Source organism: Aurantiacibacter rhizosphaerae (assembly GCF_009807005.1).
GTDB lineage: Bacteria > Pseudomonadota > Alphaproteobacteria > Sphingomonadales > Sphingomonadaceae > Alteraurantiacibacter > Alteraurantiacibacter rhizosphaerae.
This window is the reverse complement of record NZ_WUBR01000003.1, coordinates 274,783-295,877: the sequence shown is the minus strand read 5'-3', so window position 1 is coordinate 295,877 and position 21,095 is coordinate 274,783. Positions and strand designations below refer to the sequence as shown.

18 protein-coding genes and 1 tRNA gene are annotated in these 21,095 nt (G+C 62.8%); 8 read left to right on the top strand and 11 right to left on the bottom strand.

Annotated features, from left to right (window positions below; genetic code table 11):
* Nucleotides 1-55: 55 nt before the first annotated feature.
* A tRNA-Trp gene (locus tag GRF63_RS13745) sits at nt 56-131 on the bottom strand.
* 35 nt (nt 132-166) lie between these two features.
* On the opposite strand from GRF63_RS13745, the gene aat reads away from it, so the two are divergent.
* Nucleotides 167-931: a leucyl/phenylalanyl-tRNA--protein transferase gene (gene aat, locus GRF63_RS13740; RefSeq protein WP_160486613.1), complete on the top strand. Its 765-nt coding sequence runs from the start codon at nt 167-169 to the stop codon at nt 929-931.
* Here the strand turns inward: aat and GRF63_RS13735 are convergent.
* From GRF63_RS13735 to GRF63_RS13720, 4 genes are all read right to left on the bottom strand, one after another.
* Nucleotides 868-1,380 (bottom strand): DUF2155 domain-containing protein, encoded by a 513-nt coding sequence (locus tag GRF63_RS13735; RefSeq protein ID WP_337189673.1) that lies wholly within the window; start codon nt 1,378-1,380, stop codon nt 868-870. The genes aat and GRF63_RS13735 overlap by 64 nt on opposite strands.
* Nucleotides 1,377-1,775, bottom strand: a complete 399-nt coding sequence (locus GRF63_RS13730) for an NADH:ubiquinone oxidoreductase subunit NDUFA12 (RefSeq protein WP_160486612.1) — start codon at nt 1,773-1,775, stop codon at nt 1,377-1,379. Before GRF63_RS13730 ends, GRF63_RS13735 begins: the two co-directional genes overlap by 4 nt.
* A gap of 96 nt (nt 1,776-1,871) precedes the next feature.
* On the bottom strand, nt 1,872-2,369 hold the full coding sequence (locus GRF63_RS13725) for a DUF192 domain-containing protein (protein WP_237392498.1): 498 nt from the start codon (nt 2,367-2,369) through the stop codon (nt 1,872-1,874).
* Nucleotides 2,366-2,950 (bottom strand): regulatory protein RecX, encoded by a 585-nt coding sequence (locus GRF63_RS13720; RefSeq protein WP_160486611.1) that lies wholly within the window; start codon nt 2,948-2,950, stop codon nt 2,366-2,368. Before GRF63_RS13720 ends, GRF63_RS13725 begins: the two co-directional genes overlap by 4 nt.
* A 130-nt stretch (nt 2,951-3,080) precedes the next feature.
* On the opposite strand from GRF63_RS13720, the gene GRF63_RS13715 reads away from it, so the two are divergent.
* On the top strand, nt 3,081-4,826 hold the full coding sequence (locus GRF63_RS13715) for a fatty acyl-AMP ligase (protein ID WP_160486610.1): 1,746 nt from the start codon (nt 3,081-3,083) through the stop codon (nt 4,824-4,826).
* A gap of 75 nt (nt 4,827-4,901) precedes the next feature.
* Here the strand turns inward: GRF63_RS13715 and GRF63_RS13710 are convergent, their stop codons facing one another.
* Together GRF63_RS13710 and GRF63_RS13705 are read right to left on the bottom strand one after the other, a co-directional pair.
* Entirely contained in the window at nt 4,902-5,252 is a 351-nt protein-coding gene (locus GRF63_RS13710) for an MAPEG family protein (protein ID WP_419865964.1), read from the bottom strand.
* A gap of 3 nt (nt 5,253-5,255) precedes the next feature.
* Nucleotides 5,256-6,857, bottom strand: a complete 1,602-nt coding sequence (locus GRF63_RS13705) for a DUF389 domain-containing protein (RefSeq protein ID WP_160486609.1) — start codon at nt 6,855-6,857, stop codon at nt 5,256-5,258.
* A gap of 125 nt (nt 6,858-6,982) precedes the next feature.
* Between GRF63_RS13705 and GRF63_RS13700 the strand changes: the two genes are divergently transcribed.
* Genes GRF63_RS13700 through GRF63_RS13690 form a run of 3 tightly spaced genes read left to right on the top strand, consistent with a single transcriptional unit; the run spans nt 6,983 to nt 9,296 of the window.
* Entirely contained in the window at nt 6,983-8,191 is a 1,209-nt protein-coding gene (locus GRF63_RS13700) for a toxic anion resistance protein (RefSeq protein ID WP_160486608.1), read from the top strand.
* Between the two features lie 26 nt (nt 8,192-8,217).
* Nucleotides 8,218-8,988 (top strand): hypothetical protein, encoded by a 771-nt coding sequence (locus GRF63_RS13695; protein ID WP_160486607.1) that lies wholly within the window; start codon nt 8,218-8,220, stop codon nt 8,986-8,988.
* Nucleotides 8,988-9,296 (top strand): polyhydroxyalkanoic acid system family protein, encoded by a 309-nt coding sequence (locus GRF63_RS13690; protein WP_160486606.1) that lies wholly within the window; start codon nt 8,988-8,990, stop codon nt 9,294-9,296. The genes GRF63_RS13695 and GRF63_RS13690 overlap by 1 nt, the downstream gene beginning before the upstream one ends.
* Here the strand turns inward: GRF63_RS13690 and GRF63_RS13685 are convergent.
* The 4 genes from GRF63_RS13685 to GRF63_RS13670 form a co-directional block, all read right to left on the bottom strand.
* A complete protein-coding gene (locus tag GRF63_RS13685; RefSeq protein ID WP_237392497.1) occupies nt 9,293-9,742 on the bottom strand; it encodes a DUF2721 domain-containing protein in 450 nt (149 codons plus the stop codon). The genes GRF63_RS13690 and GRF63_RS13685 overlap by 4 nt on opposite strands.
* A 138-nt stretch (nt 9,743-9,880) precedes the next feature.
* A complete protein-coding gene (locus GRF63_RS13680; RefSeq protein ID WP_160486605.1) occupies nt 9,881-10,615 on the bottom strand; it encodes an energy transducer TonB in 735 nt (244 codons plus the stop codon).
* A 140-nt stretch (nt 10,616-10,755) separates the two neighbouring features.
* Nucleotides 10,756-12,192, bottom strand: a complete 1,437-nt coding sequence (locus tag GRF63_RS13675; RefSeq protein WP_337189672.1) for a sulfatase-like hydrolase/transferase — start codon at nt 12,190-12,192, stop codon at nt 10,756-10,758.
* Between the two features lie 91 nt (nt 12,193-12,283).
* A complete protein-coding gene (locus GRF63_RS13670; RefSeq protein WP_160486604.1) occupies nt 12,284-15,337 on the bottom strand; it encodes a TonB-dependent receptor domain-containing protein in 3,054 nt (1,017 codons plus the stop codon).
* Between the two features lie 118 nt (nt 15,338-15,455).
* On the opposite strand from GRF63_RS13670, the gene GRF63_RS13665 reads away from it, so the two are divergent.
* From GRF63_RS13665 to GRF63_RS13655, 3 genes are read left to right on the top strand one after another with little or no spacing between them, the layout of a single operon-like run.
* The gene (locus GRF63_RS13665; RefSeq protein ID WP_160486603.1) at nt 15,456-16,415 is read left to right on the top strand and encodes a LysR family transcriptional regulator; all 960 of its coding nucleotides are present in this window, start codon (nt 15,456-15,458) and stop codon (nt 16,413-16,415) included.
* Nucleotides 16,416-16,453: 38 nt separating this feature from the next.
* Nucleotides 16,454-19,945 (top strand): hydantoinase B/oxoprolinase family protein, encoded by a 3,492-nt coding sequence (locus GRF63_RS13660; protein WP_160486602.1) that lies wholly within the window; start codon nt 16,454-16,456, stop codon nt 19,943-19,945.
* Entirely contained in the window at nt 19,942-20,937 is a 996-nt protein-coding gene (locus tag GRF63_RS13655) for a DUF2891 domain-containing protein (protein WP_160486601.1), read from the top strand. The genes GRF63_RS13660 and GRF63_RS13655 overlap by 4 nt, the downstream gene beginning before the upstream one ends.
* Nucleotides 20,938-21,095: the final 158 nt, after the last annotated feature.

The window sequence follows — 21,095 nt, the reverse complement described above, 5'->3', positions numbered from 1 at the left end:
CTGAAAGCACAGCAACTTGGCCGCAAGGCGTGATAGTGCGACGATGGAAGAAAAATGGCAGGGGTGCACGGACTCGAACCGTGGGCCCTCGGTTTTGGAGACCGATGCTCTACCAACTGAGCTACACCCCTGCAGGAAACGCGCCCTCTATATCGAAGCTTTGGCGATGGCAAGACGCACAATCGCAAGCGACGCAATCATGCAGCTTTGCTATGCCCGCGATATGCACGCGCCCTCCCCGAAGCTGATTCCGCCCGAAGTGCTGTTGCTGGCCTATCGCACAGGGATCTTCCCGATGGCCGATTCGCGCGATGATGATGAGGTTTTCTGGGTGGAGCCCCGGCGCAGGGCAATTTTGCCGCTGGATGGCTTTCACTGCTCCCGATCGCTGGCAAAGCTGATGAAGCAGGATCGTTACCGTATTACGATGGACGCCGATTTCCCGGCAGTGGTGGAAGCCTGCGCCCAGCCGCGACCAGACCCGGATGAAGGCACCAGCGGCACGTGGATCAGCCATGCCATCGCCGCCAGCTATCACAATCTTCACGCGCAGGGGCACGCCCATTCCGTGGAATGCTGGCTGGATGATCGGCTGGTGGGCGGCCTTTACGGCGTTTCGTTCGAGCGGGTTTTCTGCGGAGAAAGCATGTTCAGCAGGGCGGATAATGCCAGCAAGGTGGCGCTGGCGTGGCTGGTGGCGCTGATGCGGCGGGCGGGCTTCATGCTGCTGGATTGCCAGTTCATGACAGGGCACCTCGCCTCCCTGGGCGCGGTGGAGATTACGCGCGATGATTATCAGGAAATGCTGGCGCGGGCCTGCGCGGCGCAGCCGCTGTGCAGCCTGCCGCAAGCCATCGACCTGGTGAATCAGGCGGCGTCTTCTTCCTCACCAGGGAAGCTCATCGCGCAATCCTTCACCCATACATCGTAGATCGGGTGTTCCACCACGTTGAGGCTGGGCGAGTTCTTGAACAGCCAGCCTGAAAATACGCGCAGGAATTCCGGGTCCTGATCGGGATTGCGCACATCGTTGACAAACACCTGCACGAAAGCGCCGGTTTCCGCCGGGCTTTCCCACGGCGCGGTGCGCTCACAGGCGGACAGGCGCACGATCACATCGTCCACACGCCGCGATTCGCCGGGGCTGATCTCGATATCGCGCGAGATATTGTTGCGCTTGTTGATGAGGCCAAGGGTGGCCACGCGTTCTTCCATCGGCGTGCCGATCACCTCGATATCGCCGAGGTCGGGCATCGGTTCGCTCACCAGTTCTTCCGGCACCTCGGTAGACTGCGCTTCAGGCTCCGGCGCGGATTTGTCGCAGCCTGCCAGCGACCCCGTAAGCACCAGCGCCGTCAGGGCGGCTACGGCCAGCCTCACGCGTCCGGCGTCCAGGCTTCGTAATCGCCGGTGGCGGCCGCGCGCTTTCCGCCGCGCTCCAGCGCGCCTGCGGGAAGGTATCGCGTGTCGCTGCCTGTGGCGTTGGGGGTGTAATCCACTTCCCAGATCTTCGACGGGGGAAGGTGGCTTTCCGGCAGGGCATCGTAAGATCCGTGCAGCCAGCCATGCCATTCGGATGGCACGCGGCTGGCATCATTGGCGCCTTCGTAGATCACCCAGCGACGTTCACGCTGGCCGTCTTTCACGTTCTTGGAACGGAAATAGGTGTTGCCCTGCGCATCGGTGCCCACGTGCTCACCATTGCGCGCGGACCACAGCGAGGTGCCGATGGTGGCACCGTTCCACCAGGTGAAGATCTTGCCAAGAAAACTCATGCCCGCGCCATTAGCGCCTCCGAAGCGGATCGCCAATAGGCTTGGATTGATTCGCTTGCTGTTTGCAGTGCGCAGCGTAGGGGCGGGCTGCGCTGCCTACCACTCCACCAGATCGCCGGCCCCGATGCCCAGTTCTTCGGCCCTGCCCCAGTGCAGTTCCAGCACGGCGATGGCCAGCCCGTCCGAGGTGACGCTGGTTTCGTTATACGGCACGCCTTCTGCGATATTCAGGATGCGCTTATCCGGGCCGATGAAGATGATATCCAGCGGCAGCACGGTGTTGCGCATCCAGAAGCCGAGGTTGTCAGGCGTGTCATAGGGGAAGATCATCCCCTCGTTCGCGCCCATTTCGGTGCGGAACATCAGGCCGCGGCGCTGCGCCTCTGCGGTATCTGCCATTTCGGCCATGAAGGTGTGGGTCGCATCATCGGTCGTCACGGTCACTGGAACCACTTCCAGCCCTGATTCGGGATGCGTGGAGAATGTGCCGCCGGTGGGTTCGGGCACCTGCTCTGCGGCTTGCGGCGAACATGCGGCCAGCGCCCCTGCCAGAACAGCGCCCAATGCCATCATCCATTTGCGCGAAGTGATCATGCGTCCCAGTCTCCGGTTTTCTCGCGGGCTTCCTCTACCCACTCAATTACGCTGTTCTCATCATTCGCATCCAGCACGGCGCGAACATGATCGAACGTGTGGCCTGCCCGCAGCATCGCGGCAATCTGTTTCTCGCGCTTTTCCCTGTCAGTGGGATCGACAGCAAATGGGCCAAAGCGGCGCTTTCGCGCAAGATGCGCTGCGGCGGTGCGGGCCGTGTGTTCGGCGGGGGCGACATCATCTGCCACGCTTTCGCCGATGCCGGCCTCTCCCAGCGCCTGCTTCACCCGCCGTCCGCCATAGCCGCGCCGCAGCAGGTCACCCGCCTTGGCACGGGCATAGACGGCATCGTCCACATATCCGCGTTCGACATAGCGATTGACCATGGCGGGAATGTCCGGCTCCTCCACGCCTTCCTGCCAGCCGCGCTCTCGTAATTTTCGCTGCAAATACCGCTCCAGCTTGGCGGCGCTGGTAGCGAAACGCGCCACGTAGGCGAGCGCCATCTCCTCGAACCGTTCTGCGTCGAGTGGTTTTTTCTGCCGGTTCGGGCGTTTTCGCGCTTGTGAATTGCGGTCCATCGGCCTTATTCGTGCCACACTTCCTGTCAAATGGGAAAGATTGACGCGGTGTCGATGCAATTGTCGGCGCCGCGATTGCTATTCGGGAGGCGCCACAAGCGCGCGCGATAAGGGGTAACCCAAAGCACTTATGACTGACCTCACACCTACGCCCAATGACTGTTCACTGCCCCGGCGCAGATCCGATTTCGCCACGTTTAACGAGGCGATCGATTATGCCGCGCGCAGTGAAAAGGGCCTGAACTTCCACGATATGCGCGGCGCATTGCAGCGCGTCTATCCCTATTCCGAAATGCGTAAAGATGCGGTTGACGATGCCTATCGCCTTGTCGCGATGGGCATTGGAAAGGACGATCGCGTGGCACTGGTGGCTGAAACCGGCCCCGAGTTCGCTGCCCTGTTCTGCGCCTGCATCTATGCCGGGGCCTGGCCCGTCCCGCTGCCCCTGCCCACCACATTTGGCGGCAAGGAAAGCTATATCGACCAGCTTTCGGTGCAGCTGCAAAGCTCCGACCCCAAGGTTCTGCTTTATCCGCCGGAGATCGCCGAAATGGCATCCGCCGCGGCAGAGCGGCAGGGCTGCAAGGGCATCGACTGGGCCACATTTGCTGAAATGGACGCGGCAGAAGTCACCCTGCCCGAAGCCAGCCCGGACGATATCTGCTATCTGCAATATTCCAGCGGCTCCACCCGTTTCCCCACCGGGGTGGCGGTGACGCACAAGGCTTTGCTGCACAACCTGTTCGGCCATGCAGACAGCATGGACATCGGCTATAACGACCGCGTGGTAAGCTGGCTGCCGTGGTATCACGACATGGGCCTGGTGGGCTGCTTCCTGTCGCTTATCGCCAACCAGGTAAGCGTGGATTACCTCAAGACAGAGCATTTTGCCCGCCGTCCGCTGGCATGGCTCGATCTGATCAGCCGGAACAAGGGTGAGACGCTCAGCTATTCACCCACCTTTGGCTATGACATTTGCGCGCGCCGCGTTTCCAGCCAGACCAACGTGGCCGAACGTTTCGACCTGTCGCGCTGGCGCCTCGCCGGCAATGGCGCGGACATGATCCGGCCCGATGTGATGCAGAACTTCGTCAACGCCTTTGCCGATGCCGGGTTCGAGGCGAGCGCCTTCACCCCCAGCTATGGCCTGGCAGAGGCGACGCTGGCCGTCACCGTGATGCCGCCGGGTGAAGGCATTCGCGTAGAACTGGTCGAGGAGGAGCGCCTTTCCGGTACCCGCCGCGATCTTTCGCGCCCCGCCCGCTATCGCGCCATCGTGAACTGCGGGAAGCCGTTGCAGGACATGGAAGTGGAAATCCGCGGCGAAAACGGCGCGGCCAAGGGCGATCACCAGATCGGCAAGGTCTGGTGCCGCGGCCCCAGCGTCATGCATTCCTATTTCCGTAACGAGGAAGCGACGAAGGAATGCCTGGTGCCCAGCGATGATGGCAAGGGCGATTGGCTGGACACCGGTGACATGGGCTATCTGGCCGATGATTACCTGTTCATCGTGGGCCGCGCCAAGGACATGATCATCATCAACGGCAAGAACCATTGGCCGCAGGATATCGAATGGGCGGTGGAACAGCTGGCAGGCTTCAACCACGGCGATATCGCCGCCTTCTCTGTCGAGACGGAGAATGGCGAGGAAGCGCCCGCCGTGCTGGTGCATTGCCGCGTGTCTGACCCCGATGAGCGGGTGAAGCTGCGCGATCAGATCGCCGATAAGGTTCGGTCTGTCACCGGCATGAACTGCGTAGTGGAACTGGTGCCTCCACGCACCCTGCCGCGCACGTCATCGGGCAAGCTGAGCAGGGCCAAGGCAAAGAAGCTGTATCTATCGGGCGAGATCGAACCGATCGACGTTGCTGCGTGACGTTCAGCTAGGGCCTAGGCCTCAGCCCAGCAGCAACACGCCCAGCACGAACAGCAGTGCCAGCAGGCTGACGGCTCAGACATAGGTCCGTACCTTTGGCACGCCTACCCAGTACAGCGGCAGATATACCAATCGCGCGCCCAGCCACACCCATGCGGCGGTGGCGGTAAGGTCGCTCGCCTTGCCGGCCAGCACCACGCCGCCCAGCGCGATGACTGCCAGCGGCAGGGTTTCCAGGAAGTTGCCGCGGGCCCGGTCAAGCCGGCCGGCGATTTCGTTCAGGGGCTGCGTGTTTTCATCACGCGCGCCCATGTTCCATTCGATGCCGTATTGCTTGGTCTTGAAATGGGTGGCGGTGAAGATGTGCACCAGCAGCAATATGCCCGCCAGCGCCAGGACGGTGAGTTCGGCAGGCATGTCAGTCATGGATCAGTCGCTCCCTTGTGGTGACCAGCTAACCGTTACCGGCGCATAGCCGTTCCCGCTCTCCCGCGTGGTGACGGAGAGGTTGTGGTGGGAGAAGGCATTGCGCACGATGGCAACGGCTTCGGCAGAACCGCTGACCGTGATCGGCAGGCCAAGGCGGTTTTGCGCCCATGCGGCCAGCGCCACTGCCCGTGCGCCCTGCGCGGTCATCGCCCAGCGTGCAGGCTCATCCCCCTCGGCCGGCACCTGTTCGAAGGTGATTGGCGGCAGAGGCCGCACCGGCGGGGTCAGGCGGATGTCCCATTCAGGCTCCGTCGCATCGATACGGCGCTCCAGTTCGGCATAGGCATCCATCGTGGCGCCATCCAGCGGCTTTGCCGTCACCAGGGCGCGGCGCCGATCACGATCCACGGTAACCTCTTCCACCGGCACGCCTGCCAGCAGAGAGAGCCTGTCCGCGATATTGCGTGCCTGTTCCAGCGCATCGCGTTCCTGCGCGCGGGCCCGCGCCAATTGCGCTTCTTCCGCGGCTTGTGCGCTGGTGCCGACGCGCAGCTGGGTAAGCGAAACCTCAACGGGTCGATCGAGCTGGCGGCTGAGCAAGGCCTGCGCCCTGCTTTCCGCATCACCGATGATTTCCGGCGTCAGCACGGTGGCGGTTACCTGCATCGGGTCCGTTTCGAAGCTCGGCTCCAATTGAGAGACGGTGGCGCGCCCGCCGAAAACTTCCATCACCACATTGCTTGCCTGCCGGGTCGCCTGCGATTCCCACACGATCTGCCGCAGGGAAAGGAACAGCGGAATGGCGAGAGCCACGAAAGCGGCAAAGATCAGGATCGCCTGCCACTGCGTCTGCTTTTCGGAAAGGCTGGTGGAAAAGCCATAGATGCGCGCCATCGCCGTTGCCGTCAGCGCGATGGCGGTAAGGTTGGTGATGAACAGGAACAGGCTGCCCCAGAACACCGTGCCATTCAAGGTCGCAAGGCCAAAGCCCACCACGGCCAGCGGCGGCATCAAGGCGGTGGCGATGGCCACGCCCACGATCGTGCCCTCTCGCCCGCGGATCATGGCATAGGCGCCCGCCACGGCCGAAAAGAAGGCCACCGCCAGATCAAACAGGTTGGGCCGGGTGCGCGCGGCAATCTCGCTGGTGACGGTCTGCAGCGGAGAGATCACCACGATCAGGGCGCAGAACACGATGGCGAACAGCGTGCCGATCGCCAGCGATTTGCCCGATTGCCGCAGCCATTTGAAATCGCCCGTCGCAAGCGCGAAACCCACGCCCATGATCGGGTCCATCAGCGGCGACAGCAGCATGGCGCCGATCACCACCGCAGGAGAGGATAACAGCAGGCCAAGGATGGCAATCCCTGCCGACATCGACACCATCAGCAGGTATCGCGCGGAAAGCTGCCCCTCGCTGCGCCGCTTTTCGATTACCGCGATCTGATCCACAGTGCCGGTAACATCATGGCCCCACCAGCCGCGAAAAGTGGCCAGAACCTCGGCAAATCCCCTCGTGGGTCGGGCGGAAGTCGTGGAAGAATTATCTGGCTGGGCGGTAGAGGCAGATACCGCAGCGTCCGAAGTGGGTTCTGATTGCATTGCGCATCATTATCGCGGAAACTCGCCAGCGTAAAACGAGATTGGCGGCAAAACTTGAAACGCGTGTCTTGCATGCCTAATACAGTAATATGTGCCGAGACAGGCAAAGAGGGAATTGAAGGCAAATGGCCAGCACGAACGAAACCACAACCAAGACAGCGAATGCTCTTGATCTGACGCCGCCCGATCCGGTGCCAACCGTGGCGCCTGCGCAGGCAGCCGGGCTGGTGCCCGTCAGCGAGGAGAAGAAGAGCGCGCTGCAGGAAAAGGTCGATGGCTTCGTGAACGAGCTGGTGGCGCTGGATGCGAAATCGCCCGATTTCGGCAAGAAGGTGGACCAGATCACCAATATGGGCCGCAAGGAAATCATGGCCGCCAGCCAGATGTCCAACCGTTTTCTGGATCGCCCGGTGCGCGCGATGGATCAGGAAAGCGGCGTGGGTGCCGACCTGACCGAGCTTCGCCGCACGGTTGAGGATCTGGATCCCGGCCGCAAGGGCAAGATGACGGGCCGCAAGTTCCTCGGCATCATTCCCTTCGGCAATAAGCTGAAGAACTATTTCGACAGCTACACATCCGCCCAGGGGCACATCCAGTCAATTCTGGCGCGCCTATCCAGCGGCAAGGACGAGTTGCTGATGGACAATGCCGCCATCGATGTGGAGCGGCAGAAGCTGTGGGAAGCGATGGGCAATCTGGAGCAGATGATCCACATCGCCAAGACGCTGGATTCCGAACTGGAGGAGAAGGCGGTAGAACTGGACGCCACCGATCCTGAAAAGGCCAAGGCCATTCGCGAAACCGCGCTGTTCTACGTTCGCCAGCGCACGCAGGATCTGCTGACGCAGATGGCGGTCAGCGTGCAGGGCTATCTGGCGCTGGACCTGGTGAAGAAGAACAATGTGGAACTGGTGAAGGGCGTGGACCGCGCAAGCACCACCACCGTGGGCGCATTGCGCACTGCCGTAACCGTGGCGCAGGCGATGACCAACCAGAAGCTGGTGCTGGGCCAGATCACCGCGCTGAACCAGACGACGGCGGGCATCATTGATTCCACCGGCCAGATGCTGCGCGATAACACCGCGCAGATCCACGAACAGGCCGCCAGCAGCACCATCCCCATGGAAACGCTGCAACGCGCCTTCCAGAATATCTACGACACCATGGACGAAGTGGACAGCTTCAAGCTGCGCGCGCTCGATTCCATGAAGCAGACGGTCGACACGCTCTCCTCCGAAGTGGAGAAATCGCGCGGCTATATCGCCCGTGCCGAAGGGCAGGCACAGGCCGCAACGCAGGTGAACAACACAGGCCTGCTGAGCCTGGAAGGTTGAGTGGGAAGGTTGAGCGGGAAGGGCTGATGGCCGAAGACCTCACACGCCAGAGCGACCGCATCCTGTCTGAAAGCCGCGCCCTGCTGCGTGACAATCAGAATGGCGGGCGGCACCGGTTGTCCGGCAATTCCATCGGCCGCGGATCGAAGCAGGTGAAGACGAAAAACCTGCTGAAGCGCGCGGGCTATTTCGGTGCCGCGGTGCTGGCCATCTTCATGGCGGCCAGCGTTGCCGGCATGATCCTGAACGGGATCGGCTTTGCCGGCGTAATGGTGGCTTTCTTCGCCATAATCGCCGCCGCCTTCATCTTTGCCAATTATCCCAAGGTCCGCATCCCGGACCGCGCCTCGCTCTCGCGCACGCAGGATGCAAAGCAGCTGGTGCAGCGCACGGAGCTGTGGCTGGAAGGCCAGCGCCCCGCCCTGCCCCCACCCGCCGTGCGGCTGGTGGACGATCTGGGCGTCCAGCTGGATGCGCTGGGCAAGCAGTTGGAGCATGTCGATCCTGCACATCCCGCAGCGGCCGAAACACGCAAGCTGGTGGGCGAATATCTGCCCGAAACCATTGATTCCTATCGCAAGATACCCGACAACCTACGCCGGGAAGAACGCGCCGGTTCGTCTCCCGATGCGCAGCTTGTCGACAGCCTAGGCAAGATCAGCAAGGAAATAGACCACGTTACCCGTCAATTGGCGGAAGGTTCGCTGGATGATCTGGCGATCAAGAACCGCTACCTCGATTACAAATATGGCGGAGAGGATGCTTCACTTCCTCCACCGCACGAAAAGGACAATTGATGGATATCGAAATCCCGCACAACCTTGGCCGCGAGGAAGTGCGCCGTCGTCTTGCTGAAAACAGCCACAAGATCGGTGACAATATTCCCGGTGGTATGGCCGATATCCAGACCAACTGGCCCAGCGAAGATCGCATGACCATGTCGATCAACGCGATGGGTCAGCTGATTACCGGGCATATCGATGTGGAGGATGACAAGGTGATCTTCCACATGCTGCTGCCGCCCGCGCTGGGCTTTCTGCAGCCGATGATCGATGCTGCCATCCGGGAGCAGGGGCAGCGGATGCTGGCACCGCCGGCGGATTAAAGCTGACGATCCTTTTCCAGGTACATTTCGGGGATGCGCAGCACCCGTGTTGCCTCGCGCGTTTCGCGCAGGAACATCAGCAGGGCCCACATCAACAGCGACACCGCGATGATGAATGCCCCGGCGGCGACCCCGGTCAGCCCGATACCGGCGAATTCTTCCAGAAACAGCAGAACCACCGTCAAACCGATAAACAGGCCGGACGTTACCAGCAGCAGGAACGCGTGGCCGATGATGGCGATGCGCTGGTCCAGTGATCTTGCCTCTCGCACGATATTGTCGTGCTCCTCGCCCTCCGTTTCCGGATGCAGGCGTTGCAATTCGCGGCTGCGATCCACCACCCGGCCCAGGCGCACGGATAGCGGGTTCATGATGCTGGCGATTGCCACCAGCACGAAAACCGGCGCCAGCGCCAGCTGAATGGTTTGTGCGATCATGCCGTCCATCAAACCTGCTCCTATTGCTCTGCCGCGCCGGTCACCAGCGGCAGATACTGCTCTAACCTGGCCTTGCGGCTGCGTGGCCAGAGGCGTGCGCCGCTGCCCCCGCAGTGTGAAATTCAGCCGCCCAGCGCAAGCTTATTGCTAGCCCCGGGCCCTGAAATCGACGCGGTAGCCATAGCGCGCCTCCACCGCAGTGCCATCGCGCGTGGTTGCGGGGTTGAAGCGGATGCGCTCCATCACCAGCGGGCAGACGCGCGCCGTGGTGGCGGCATCCACGCCCGAACTGGCGACGCTGCAATTGCGCGCGCGGCCATCGGTGGTGACGATGAAATGCACGGTCACCGATTTGCCAAGGCGCGTTCCCCTGCCGCCTTCGGGAATGGGGAAGTCGCGTGCCTCGTTCAACTCGCCCGATGCCACGGATGGGCCGACGGCCACTGCACCGCCCTGCCCCGATCCGCTGCGCCCGCTGCCGGTGCCATCGCCCGCGCCGCCTGCGCCGGTCCCCTCCCCGCTGTCTGCAGCGCCAGAGGTATTGGCCGTGCCGGTGGATGATGCGCGCGGCGCGGGGCTGGGACGTGGAAGAGGCTGCGGCGGGGCCACCACTTCTCTTGCAACGGCCTCCTTCCCGGCCTCCGCCGCTGCGCCCTCGTCCGGCTGCGGCGGGGCGATGCTCGGCTCCACCTCCGGCGGTTCTACCTCGTAAGTAGAGACAGTAACCGTGACGATGGAGGTGGCCTGTTCCATGACGCTGGCCGTAAATTCGGGCGCCAGCAGGCGCGCCAGGGCATAAAGCCCGGCGAGGTGGAACAGGAGGATCAGCACGATCAGCTTCCAGTTCAGGCGCTTTTTCGTGCCATAGGCGGTTGCGGCCATCGGACTTCCCTTTCACCGCCCCCCTAGCGTGGCAGGCCGATTGCGCCAATCCGCCATGCGCTGTTTTGACGCGCAAAAAACCCCGCAGGCCGCAGCGGCTTACGGGGTTTTTCCTTAGCATTGAAGCAGGCTCTCTGGCCTCAGCCGTCCCAGCCGAAATGGTCTGCCAGTTCGCGCGGGGTGAAGCGATAGGTCCGGGCGTCGGGCGAGCTCAACATTCCGGAGTTCCAGTCGTTGAAGGCCGATTTCAGCTCCGCGAATTTTTCTGGCATGCGGCCGCGCAAATTGGCGCGTTCGCGCGGGTCTTCGATCACGTTGAAGAGATATTCCTCGCCGTTGATGGAGAGATATTTGTATTCCCCGCGGCGGGCCGCCTTCTGATCCTTTGCGACGAAGCGCCAGTACAGCGTGCGTTCCGGCAAGGTGCCGCCCGCCAGCACGGGGCGCAGGTCCTTCCCGTCTGCGGGATAGGCAGGATCCGGCGCACCGCCTGCGGCCGCCAGGAAGGTGGGCAGGAAATCCATCGACAGTGCGGGCACGTCCGTCTCGGTTCCGGGAAGGGTCAGTCCGGGCCACTTCACGATCAGGGGCACGCGCATGCCGCCCTCCAGCAGCTCTGTCTTGATGCCGGTGAAAGGCCAGTTGTAGCTGAAGCGTTCGCCGCCATTGTCAGAGGTGAAAACCACCACCGTATCCTGTTCCATGCCCAGCTGCGCAATGCGCGCCAGAACCCGGCCGATATTGGCATCGAGGCTGGTCACCATCTCGGCATAGGTTTCCAGGCTGCCGCCATCGTAATGGTAGATGTCGAGATGGTCGTCATCCAAGGTGCTGCCCTCTCTTGCGATGCGGGCGCTTTCGGCGCGGCCTTCGGCATTGTTGCCTTCCCACGGCCAGTGCGGCGCGGTGAAGTGGAGCGACAACAGCCATGGGGTGTCCGGCTCTTTCGCGCGCGCATCGAGAAATTCGATGGAGCGATCGGCCAGCATATCGGTGTAATAGCCGACCTCCTCGATCAGCACGTCGCCATCCCACAGGTCTTCCTGGCCCGCCACGCGGTGGGTGAAATAATCCACCCCGCCGCCGCGATTGCCCCAGAATTCGTCATAGCCGCTTTTCAGCGGGCCATAATCGGGCAGCAGGCCAAGGTGCCACTTCCCCACCAGCGCGGTGTGATAGCCCTGCGCCTTCAGCAGCGATGGCAGCGTGGGATGATCCGGCTCCAGCCCGACACCCGCCGTCTGCAGCGGTTCGTCCAGCCCAACACGCACGCGGTACTGGTAGCGCCCGGTTATCAGGCCGACGCGGGTGGCAGAGCACACGGCAGAATTGGCATAGCCGTGGTTGAACTTCAGTCCTTGCGCCGCCAGCCCGTCCAGCACCGGCGTCTCATACTCTTGCCTGCCGTAACACGACAGGTCTGCCCAGCCCAGGTCGTCTGCCATGATGAACAGGAAGTTGGGCTTGCGACCCGGCGTGTGCGCCAATCCCGGCACCGTTACCGCCAGCGTTGCAGCCCCTGCCACGCCCATGGCGCCGCGCCGCGTCAGTTTATTGAAATCCAGTGTATCAGCCACGTTTGCACCCTTTTCAATTCGATCCTAATTTAAAGCTGCGGGGCCGTTCGCCAGGGAGGTAAGCCGGCCCCGCAACCCGGTGGTGAGCCGCCTACATCTTCAGTTTGACGCCCACCGTATAGCGACGGCCAAGAATGTCATAGATGGCCGGGTTTTGCTGCGTCGAATAGCCGAGGAACGGGCTGTAGGACGGCGTCAGCGGCGGATCCTGATCGAACAGGTTGGTAACCGTGCCGAACACTTCCAGCTCGCTATCGCCCAGTTCGAAATCGTAACCCAGTCGAAGGTCGACATAGGTCACCGCATCCACCTTGTTGTCTTCGATGAAGACCTGCTGGCCCGCCGGGCAATAGGCATCGTCCTGCAATCCGCACACGTCCTGGATGCCTTCACCAAGGTGGCGCACGCCAACCCGCGTGGAGAGGCCGCCGTTGCGATAGCCAAGGCTGGCCGTCACGCGGAAGTCCGGCAGGCTTTCATAAGTGCCGGAAATCTGCCGTGCACCGGTCTGCCCAGCAAGATCGAAGGTCTGCCCGCCATTGGTTTCGGTGCGTTCGAACAGCCATGCGGAGAACAGCCGCGCATTGAGCGATTCGTCCCCGCCGAACAGCGATACATCGGTGTCGTAGCTGCCTTCGAAATCCAGGCCGCGCGCCGTGGCAGTATCGATATTGATGAAGATATCGCCCACCAGCACCAGCGCATCGGTGTTCGGGTTCACAGTGATCAGATCACAGAAGGACTGCACATTGTCGTTGAAGCAGCCGCTGACGATGCCCTGCGTGCCCACCTGGCCGATGGCCCCATCGATGGTGATGTCGTAATAATCCAGCGACAGTGACAGGCCGGGCACGAAGCTGGGCTGGTACACCGCGCCGATGGTGTAGGTATCGGCCTCCTCAGGTTGCACCGCCGGGTTACCGCCGGAGAAGATGGTGACCGTTACCGTCTGGCCATCGCGCACGTCGGTAATCGTGGCAGAGCCGCCGGTGCGATCGAACCGCTCCGACAGGTTACCCGCGCGAACGTCCCGCGAATAGGTGCCGCGCAGGCGGAAATCGCCGAACTCGGCTTCCAGGCCGCCCTTGTAGGCCCAGACCCCACCCGATCCCGAATAATCCGCGTATCGCACGGCGGCGTTGGCGAAGAGGCCGAAGTTATCGCTGTCGTACAGCGGCAGCAGCACCTCGCCAAAACCCTCCCACACGGTGGAGGAGCCCTTGATGTTGGAAACCTTGGAATATTGCACGCCGACCGTGTTCAGACAGTCCGGCACGCTCACCCCGCGAAGGCCCGGCGCGGCGCCGGAACACAGGACCGGGCGCGGATCTGGATTGCTGAAATTGGATGCCGGATTGGTCACGTCCTGCACGATCTGCAGCACCTCATCCCGACGGTAGGATGCACCGAATGCACCGGCGATCGGCCCGGCCCACAGGTCCACGATATCACCCGCGGCGGAAATTTCGGCAAATTGCTGTTCGAAGGTGGTGATGTTCAGCTTGCGATCGGAAGTGGTGTAGTCATAGCTGCGCCCGCTGGCGAAGCCATCGTCGGCAAAGAACAGCGGCGTGCTGATGTTCTGGCCCGCCTCGAACCCGGTGACGTAATCCACCGCCTCTGCCGAGGCATTGCCCTCGCCAAACAGGTTGAGCGGCTGACACCCCGGAAAGGCATCGCCAAACAGCGAGGTGCGGCACACGATGTTGCCAGTGCCATCATCCACCGCATCGATCGCGGCGAACACGCGGTCCACCCGCAGGCCGAACTGGCCCCACTCGCGCTCCGTCTGGCCATATTGGTAGAACCCGTCGACGGACCAGCCATCCATGAAACCGCCCGTATCCAGATCCCACTCAAAACCGACCGTGCCGATATGCTGGGTGAAGGTATCGTCCAGGCTGTTGCCGCCCACATCGTTCAGCGTGCCGCGACGGCGCAGCGAGAAGCTGTCGATATTGTTGGCGATCATCGTCTGCCGCAGGTCATCCGGCAGGAAAGCGTTATCCTGGAAGATGGTAAGAGCGGTTGGCGTGCCGCCAAAGCTGGACTGGATGACATTGTACTGGAACAGCTCGGTACGACCGAAGATGTACTGGCCGAAAACCTTGAAGCTGTCGCTGATTTCGAAATCGCCATAGACGAAGGCCGAGTACCGCTCCAGATCGGGATAGATCGTGGGCAGTTCCGCGCCCAGGTCATCATTGCCGCCGCCTGCGGTGCGTGCAGGCGGAATGCCGAAGGGGAACTGGCTTTCCGATCCGGGTTGATAAGGGCCAACGCTGCCATCGGGATTGAATTCCAGCCCGTTGATCGCGGTGCCGGGCGCGAAGATGCGCCCGTCGAAGCTGGCATTGGCGGAAACGGTGTTCGGCACGAAGCGGTAGGGGTTGTCGCTGGTGCCGCTGCCGAAAGTGCCGACGGCCTGATACCAGTCACGGTCTTCGTAGGTGGAGATACCCTCGTGCTTGAAATAGCCGCCTGATACGATCAGCTGGCCACGCCCATCGGCAAAATCGGTGCCGAAAGATCCGGAAATCTCGTAATTCTCGCCATCGCCGCGATCGGTGATGCCGGCCTGTGCGCTCAGTTCCAGCCCGGTGAAGTTGGTGTCGATGGTGAAGTTGACCACGCCTGCCACGGCGTCCGACCCATAGGCCGCGGATGCGCCGCCGGTGGTGGTTTCGACAGAGCTGATCACAGCTTCGGGGAAGAGGTTGATATCCACCCCGCCAAAGGCGCTGCTGGACGGCACGCGGCGGCCATTCAGCAAGGTCAGCGTGCGGTTGATGCCAAGGCCGCGCAGGTTCAGCGTGCCAAAGCCGGAGCGGGAGAAATAGGCGCCGCCGCTGTTGGGCGTCTCATTACCCAGGAACTGCGGCAGCTCGGAAACGCCGCTGATCAGCGCGCCGGGGGCCAGCGCCTCCAGCTCTTCCGCTCCGACGACGGTGACGGGAACGGGGGCCTGCATACCATCGGACTGGATGCGCGAACCTGTAACGATGATCGGCTGGTCATCTTGCTGATCGGCGCCATCCTGCGCCAGTGTGGCGGTTGCCGAAAGCGCCAGAGCCAGCGCGCTGGCTCCGCTTGCCAGGGTGTACTTCACGATACGCGCACGAGCGCCATCATTGCCCAAAACCATATATCCTCCCTCAAGGTTTTTATTTTTGTGCAGCGATTTTCTGCCCCGGCGCGCGCAAAAGCAACGCATCGCAATGTGATAGCTTGCCATAACCTGCCGATTATGGCTTTAGTTGCGAGTGATTATTTCAGGTCTACCTTTCACACTGCGCCAGCTGGAGATTTTCGCGCATCTGGCGGAGACCAGCAGCTTTCGCACAAGTGCAGAACAGCTGGGCATCTCGCAGGCATCCGTCAGCAACCAGCTGAAAGTGCTGGAGGAACAGCTTGGCCTCACCCTGTTCGAAAGGAAATCGGGCCGCAAACCCGTGCTGACGCCGGAGGGGCGCGCGTTCGAAACGGATCTGGAGGACTTTGCCCACGCCGCGCAGGTTCTGGCCGCGCACAAGAGCAGCGGCGGAGACATCGAGAGGCCGATCACCCTGCGCCTGCTGGTGGGCCAGGGCATGTTCGACTTCTATATCCGCCAGAAGCTGGATCGGTTCTTTTCATCCTACCCGCAGATAGAACTGGATTTCGAAACCCATCCCCCCACGCCCGATATTGCGCGCATCCTGCGCAAAGGCGGGTTCGACTTTGCGCTGATCAACCTTCGCGACGGGTATGAGGAACCGGCCGAGTTGAAATCGCTCGCGCTGGTGGATGGCGGGATCTACGGCCACCGCGATCTCGCAAAGGGCAAGACTCTTCCGCTTACCGCCGAGGAAGTGAGCGAACTGCCATTCGTGCTGCCGCCAGCGGGCAGCAAGCATGAGCGGGATTCGCGTTCCTGGCTGGCAAGCAGCGGTATTCGCCCGCGAAAGATCGTGGGGCATTCGCAATATTATGATGTGATGAGCGCCATGCTGGAACGCGGCGTTGCCGTGGCGCCGTTCTCCAACACCATGCTGCGTCCCGAAGCGCGCAAATATGTGGTGGAGCTGATGCCGCTGGTGATGTGGAGGATGATGCTGTTTCGCCGCCCCGCCGCAGCCGATCCCCGCCGCGATATCGTGGAGCAGTTCCTGATTGACTGCACGATCCGCAATCCCGATTTCCCCGTCGTCACCATTTATGACGAGGCCTTGCGAGATGGATGACGTTTGCTTGCGGGCGCAGCGCGCCTAGATAGGCTGGCATGAACGCATCCTATCGCTTCGCCATTGATCGCGGCGGCACTTTCACCGATGTCGTGGCGCAGACGCCCGCCGGTGAAATCGTCACCGCAAAGCTGCTGTCCAGCAATCCCGAACAATATCCCGATGCGGCGAGCGAGGCCGTGCGGCGGCTGATGGCGCAGCATGGCGCGGGGCCGATAGCCGAACTGCGCATCGGCACCACCATTGCCACCAATGCCCTGCTGGAACGGCAGGGGGAACGCGTGGCGCTGGCCATCACCGCGGGCCATGCAGACGCGCTGAAGATCGGCAATCAGGCGCGGCCCGATATCTTCGCCCGCCACATCGTGAAGCCCGAACGGCTGGAGAGCCGCACCATCGAAATCGCAGAGCGCGTGGGCGCCGATGGCACGGTGCTGCTGCCGCTGGACGAGGATGCAGCGCGGGCCGATCTTCAGGCGCTGCGCGACGACGGTTTCGAAGCGCTGGCCATCGTGCTGATGCACGGCTGGCAATATCAGGAACACGAGGCAAAGCTGGCCGCAATTGCCCGCGATATCGGCTTCACCCAGGTCAGCGTCAGTCACGAGGTGTCCCCCCTTATCAAGCTGGTGCCGCGCGGGGATACCAGCGTGGCGGATGCCTATCTGTCGCCGGTAATCCGCCAATATGTCGATCAACTCGCTGCGCGCCTGCCCGATCATGGCTCGCTGCGCTTCATGCAGTCGAACGGCGGGCTGGCCGATGCCCGCGTTTTTCGCGGCAAGGATGCCGTGCTGTCCGGCCCGGCAGGCGGCGTGGTGGGCATGGTGGAGACGGCGCAGGCGCTGGGGTATGACCGGCTCATCGGCTTCGACATGGGCGGCACCAGCACCGATGTGTGCCACTATGCGGGCGAGTACGAGCGTACCGGAGACAGCGTGGTGGCAGGCATCCGCATCGCCGCACCCATGATGCAGGTTCACACCGTGGCGGCGGGCGGCGGTTCTGTATGCCGGTTTGACGGGCAATCCCTGCGCGTTGGCCCGGCCAGCGCGGGCGCCGATCCCGGCCCCGCCTGCTATCGCAAGGGCGGCCCGCTGACGGTGACCGATTGCAACCTGGTGCTGGGCCGGATCGACCCCGCGCAGTTTCCCAAGGTCTTCGGCCCCGAAGGCGATCAACCGCTGGACCCCGCGGCATCGCGCGCGCGAATTGACGCAATCATCGCGCAGCTTCCCGAACCGATGAGCGCAGAGGAACTGGCCGAAGGCTTCCTCACCCTTGCCGTGGACGAGATGGCCAACGCCATCCGCACCATCTCCACCGCACGCGGCCATGACGTTACCACCCATGCGCTGGCCTGCTTTGGCGGCGCGGGCGGACAATTCGCCTGCCGCGTGGCGGACGAACTGGGCATCGAAACCGTGCTGGTTCACCCGCTGGCCGGCATGCTGAGCGCCTATGGCATCGGCCTTGCCCCGGTGGTTTCCATGCGAGAGGCAGGCGTGGTGCGCCCGCTGACGCAGGATTATTCGCAAGCGCTGACGAGCCTGCAAGACACGGTGAGGCAAGATCTTATCGCGCAGGGCATTGCGGAGGACCATGTCGATCTCATCCCCCGCATGCGCCTGCGTTTCGAGGGCAGCGACACCACGCTGGACCTGCCATTGGGCGATGATGCCGACGCGCGTTTCCGCGAAGAACACCGCCGCCGCTTCGGCTGGTCTGACGAGGATGCACCCATCGTGCTGGAAGCGCTGAGCGTGGAGGGGCGCGGCACCAGCGGCGGGCTGGCGACGCAGAGCGCTGTGCAGCAGCGCGGATCGCTGACACCCGGAGACCATCTGGATGGCCCGGCGATGATCCCCGATACAGGTTCCACCACCATCGTGGAGGCGGGCTGGCGTGCCACGCTGGCCGAGGAAGGATCGCTGATCCTCACCCGCATCGCGCCGCGCGAACATGCGCAGGCTGCGGGAACTGATGTCGACCCCATCCGCCTCGCCATCTTCAACAACATGTTCATGGCCGTGGCGGAGGAGATGGGCGTGGTGCTGGAAAGCACGGCCAGCAGCGTGAACATCAAGGAGCGGCTGGATTTCTCCTGCGCGCTATTCGATGGCGAAGGTGCGCTGATCGCCAATGCGCCGCACATCCCGGTGCATCTGGGCTCCATGTCCGCCAGCATCCGCCGCATCGTGGACAATCGCGCTGGCAGCGAGCGCGGCATAAGGCGCGGCGATGCTTACTGTCTCAACGATCCCTACGCCGGGGGCACCCACCTGCCCGATGTGACGGTGATCGTGCCGACATTCCTTTCTGCCGAAAGCGCGCAGCCCGATGCCTTCGTCGCGGCGCGCGGGCACCATGCCGATATCGGCGGCACCGCACCCGGCTCCATGCCGCCGGACAGCACCAGTATAGAGCAGGAAGGCATTCGCCTCGACGATGTGCTGCTGGTGGACGAGGGGCGCTTTTGCGAGGCGGAACTGCGCGCGGCCCTGACCGCTGGCGCATACCCGGCCCGCAACCCCGATCGCAATATTTCGGACCTGAAGGCGCAACTGGCCGCCTGTGCCCGCGGGTCAGACCTGCTGGGCGATGCGGCAGAGGAGCATGGGCGCGACGTTCTGAACGCCTATATGGGCCACGCGCTGGATCATGGGGAGGCCGCCGTGCGGACGCTAGTGCAATGCTTGAAGCCGGGTAGCTTCACCTATGCGATGGACAATGGCGCGGAGGTTTCCGTGTCAGTCGACATTGATGCAGAGGCGCAAACGGCGCGCTTCGATTTCACCGGCACGAGTGACCAGCTTGGCAATAATTTCAACGCGCCCGCCGCGATCACGCGCGCCGCGGTGCTGTATTGCCTGCGTTGCCTGATCGACGACGATATTCCGCTAAACGATGGCTGTTTGCGCCCGGTAGAGATCGTGGTGCCCGAAGGCTCCATGCTGGCACCCCAGCCGCCTGCCGCAGTGGTGGCGGGCAATGTGGAGACGAGCCAGGTCGTGACCGATGCCATTTTCGCCGCGCTGGGCGCGCTGGCCCCGGCGCAAGGCACGATGAACAACTTCACTTTCGGTGACGAGACGCGGCAATATTACGAGACGATCGCCGGTGGCTCCGGTGCGGGAGACGGCCACCACGGCACTGATGCTGTTCAAACCAACATGACCAATTCTCGCCTCACCGATCCAGAGGTGCTGGAAACCCGCCTGCCCGTGCAGGTGGAGCGGTTCGCCATTCGCAGCGGCTCTGGCGGGAAAGGAAAATGGCATGGCGGCGAAGGGGTGGAGCGGGTCATCCGTTTCCTGCAACCGATGCAGGCGCAAATTCTCGCCAATCGCCGCACAGTGGCACCGCGCGGCATTGCAGGCGGCGGCGATGCCCTGCCCGGTGAAACGCTGGTGATGCGCGAGGATGGCTCGCAGCTGAACCTTGGCGCCACGGGCGCTGCCGACATGAAACCGGGCGACGTGATCGTGATCCGCACGCCGGGTGGCGGCGCCTATGGCAGCGCGTCATGAGGCATCTGGACGAGGCAGCCGCCCGCCGCTTTGCCCGCACCGCGCTGGGCCATGTGGGGCAGGAATATCCCAACAAGCTGGATCACGTAATGGCCAGCGATGGCGATGCGCAGACGCCGCGCGAACTGCACCCCGCCTTTTACGGCAGTTTCGACTGGCACAGCTGCGTGCATAGCTGGTGGACGCTGCTGACCCTGCGCCGCCTTCACCCCGATATGCCGGAAGCTGCGCAAATCGATGCGCTGGCAAATGAGACTTTCACGGCTGACAAGCTGGCTGCCGAACTCGCCTATGCGCAGCGCCCGGAATCGCGCGGGTTTGAGCGGCCCTATGGCTGGGCCTGGCTGCTCTATCTCCATTTGGAGGCCAGCCGCCATGAAGCCCGCGAATGGGCCAGCATGCTGGAGCCGCTGGCCCGCCATTTCGCCGCCGGTTTTCACGATTACCTGCCGCGCCTGGCCCATCCGATCACCACCGGCACGCATTTCAACACCGCCTTCGCGCTCACCCTGTCGCGGGAATGGGCGGGCGTTTTCGATCCTGACCTGCGCGAGCTGATCACGGATTACGCCATCGCCCATTTCCGTGATCTGCCGGAATATAGCGGGTGGGACATTGGCGGGGACTCGTTCCTCTCGCCGATATTGTCGGTCAGCCTGCTGATGCAGCGCATATTGCCGCTGCACGATTTCGTGGCATGGTTTGGCCGCGTGCTGCCCGAAGGCGGCTGGCTGGACGATGCCTGCAACCCTGTGCGCGTAACCGATCCCAGCGACGGCAAGATGGCGCATCTGGACGGGCTCAACCTTAGCCGCGCATGGGCATTACGCGCCATCGCCAGCGCCCTTGGCGATGATGCCCGCGCGGCGCGGCTGCGCGCATCCGCCGAAAGGCATTTTGCGTCTTCGATAGAGGCGGTGGATGGTGACTACATGGGCTCTCACTGGCTGGCCAGTTTCGCCCTGCTGGCGATGGTGACGCCTGCCGAATAGGGCGAAGTCGCTTCGGGCTGGCTGCGAACGACATCAGTCGTAATGCGGTATCGACATAGATGTCCGTCAGGGATACGATTTCGCCATTACATACACGCGCTGGCGCCATTATTTTGCACTCGGCGGATTTTTTCAGCGGAACTTTGCGGAACTTTGCT

Coding starts and splice junctions, on each gene's coding strand:
- GRF63_RS13725 (WP_237392498.1), bottom strand. CDS start 2,369: ATGATCACTTCGCGCAAATGGATGATGGCATTGGGCGCTGTTCTGGCA.
- GRF63_RS13680 (WP_160486605.1), bottom strand. CDS start 10,615: ATGGCCGCAACCGCCTATGGCACGAAAAAGCGCCTGAACTGGAAGCTG.
- aat (WP_160486613.1), top strand. CDS start 167: ATGGCAAGACGCACAATCGCAAGCGACGCAATCATGCAGCTTTGCTAT.
- GRF63_RS13655 (WP_160486601.1), top strand. CDS start 19,942: ATGAGGCATCTGGACGAGGCAGCCGCCCGCCGCTTTGCCCGCACCGCG.
- GRF63_RS13705 (WP_160486609.1), bottom strand. CDS start 6,857: ATGCAATCAGAACCCACTTCGGACGCTGCGGTATCTGCCTCTACCGCC.
- GRF63_RS13700 (WP_160486608.1), top strand. CDS start 6,983: ATGGCCAGCACGAACGAAACCACAACCAAGACAGCGAATGCTCTTGAT.
- GRF63_RS13690 (WP_160486606.1), top strand. CDS start 8,988: ATGGATATCGAAATCCCGCACAACCTTGGCCGCGAGGAAGTGCGCCGT.
- GRF63_RS13710 (WP_419865964.1), bottom strand. CDS start 5,252: ATGACTGACATGCCTGCCGAACTCACCGTCCTGGCGCTGGCGGGCATA.
- GRF63_RS13695 (WP_160486607.1), top strand. CDS start 8,218: ATGGCCGAAGACCTCACACGCCAGAGCGACCGCATCCTGTCTGAAAGC.
- GRF63_RS13660 (WP_160486602.1), top strand. CDS start 16,454: ATGAACGCATCCTATCGCTTCGCCATTGATCGCGGCGGCACTTTCACC.
- GRF63_RS13670 (WP_160486604.1), bottom strand. CDS start 15,337: ATGGTTTTGGGCAATGATGGCGCTCGTGCGCGTATCGTGAAGTACACC.
- GRF63_RS13720 (WP_160486611.1), bottom strand. CDS start 2,950: ATGGACCGCAATTCACAAGCGCGAAAACGCCCGAACCGGCAGAAAAAA.
- GRF63_RS13685 (WP_237392497.1), bottom strand. CDS start 9,742: ATGGACGGCATGATCGCACAAACCATTCAGCTGGCGCTGGCGCCGGTT.
- GRF63_RS13730 (WP_160486612.1), bottom strand. CDS start 1,775: ATGAGTTTTCTTGGCAAGATCTTCACCTGGTGGAACGGTGCCACCATC.
- GRF63_RS13715 (WP_160486610.1), top strand. CDS start 3,081: ATGACTGACCTCACACCTACGCCCAATGACTGTTCACTGCCCCGGCGC.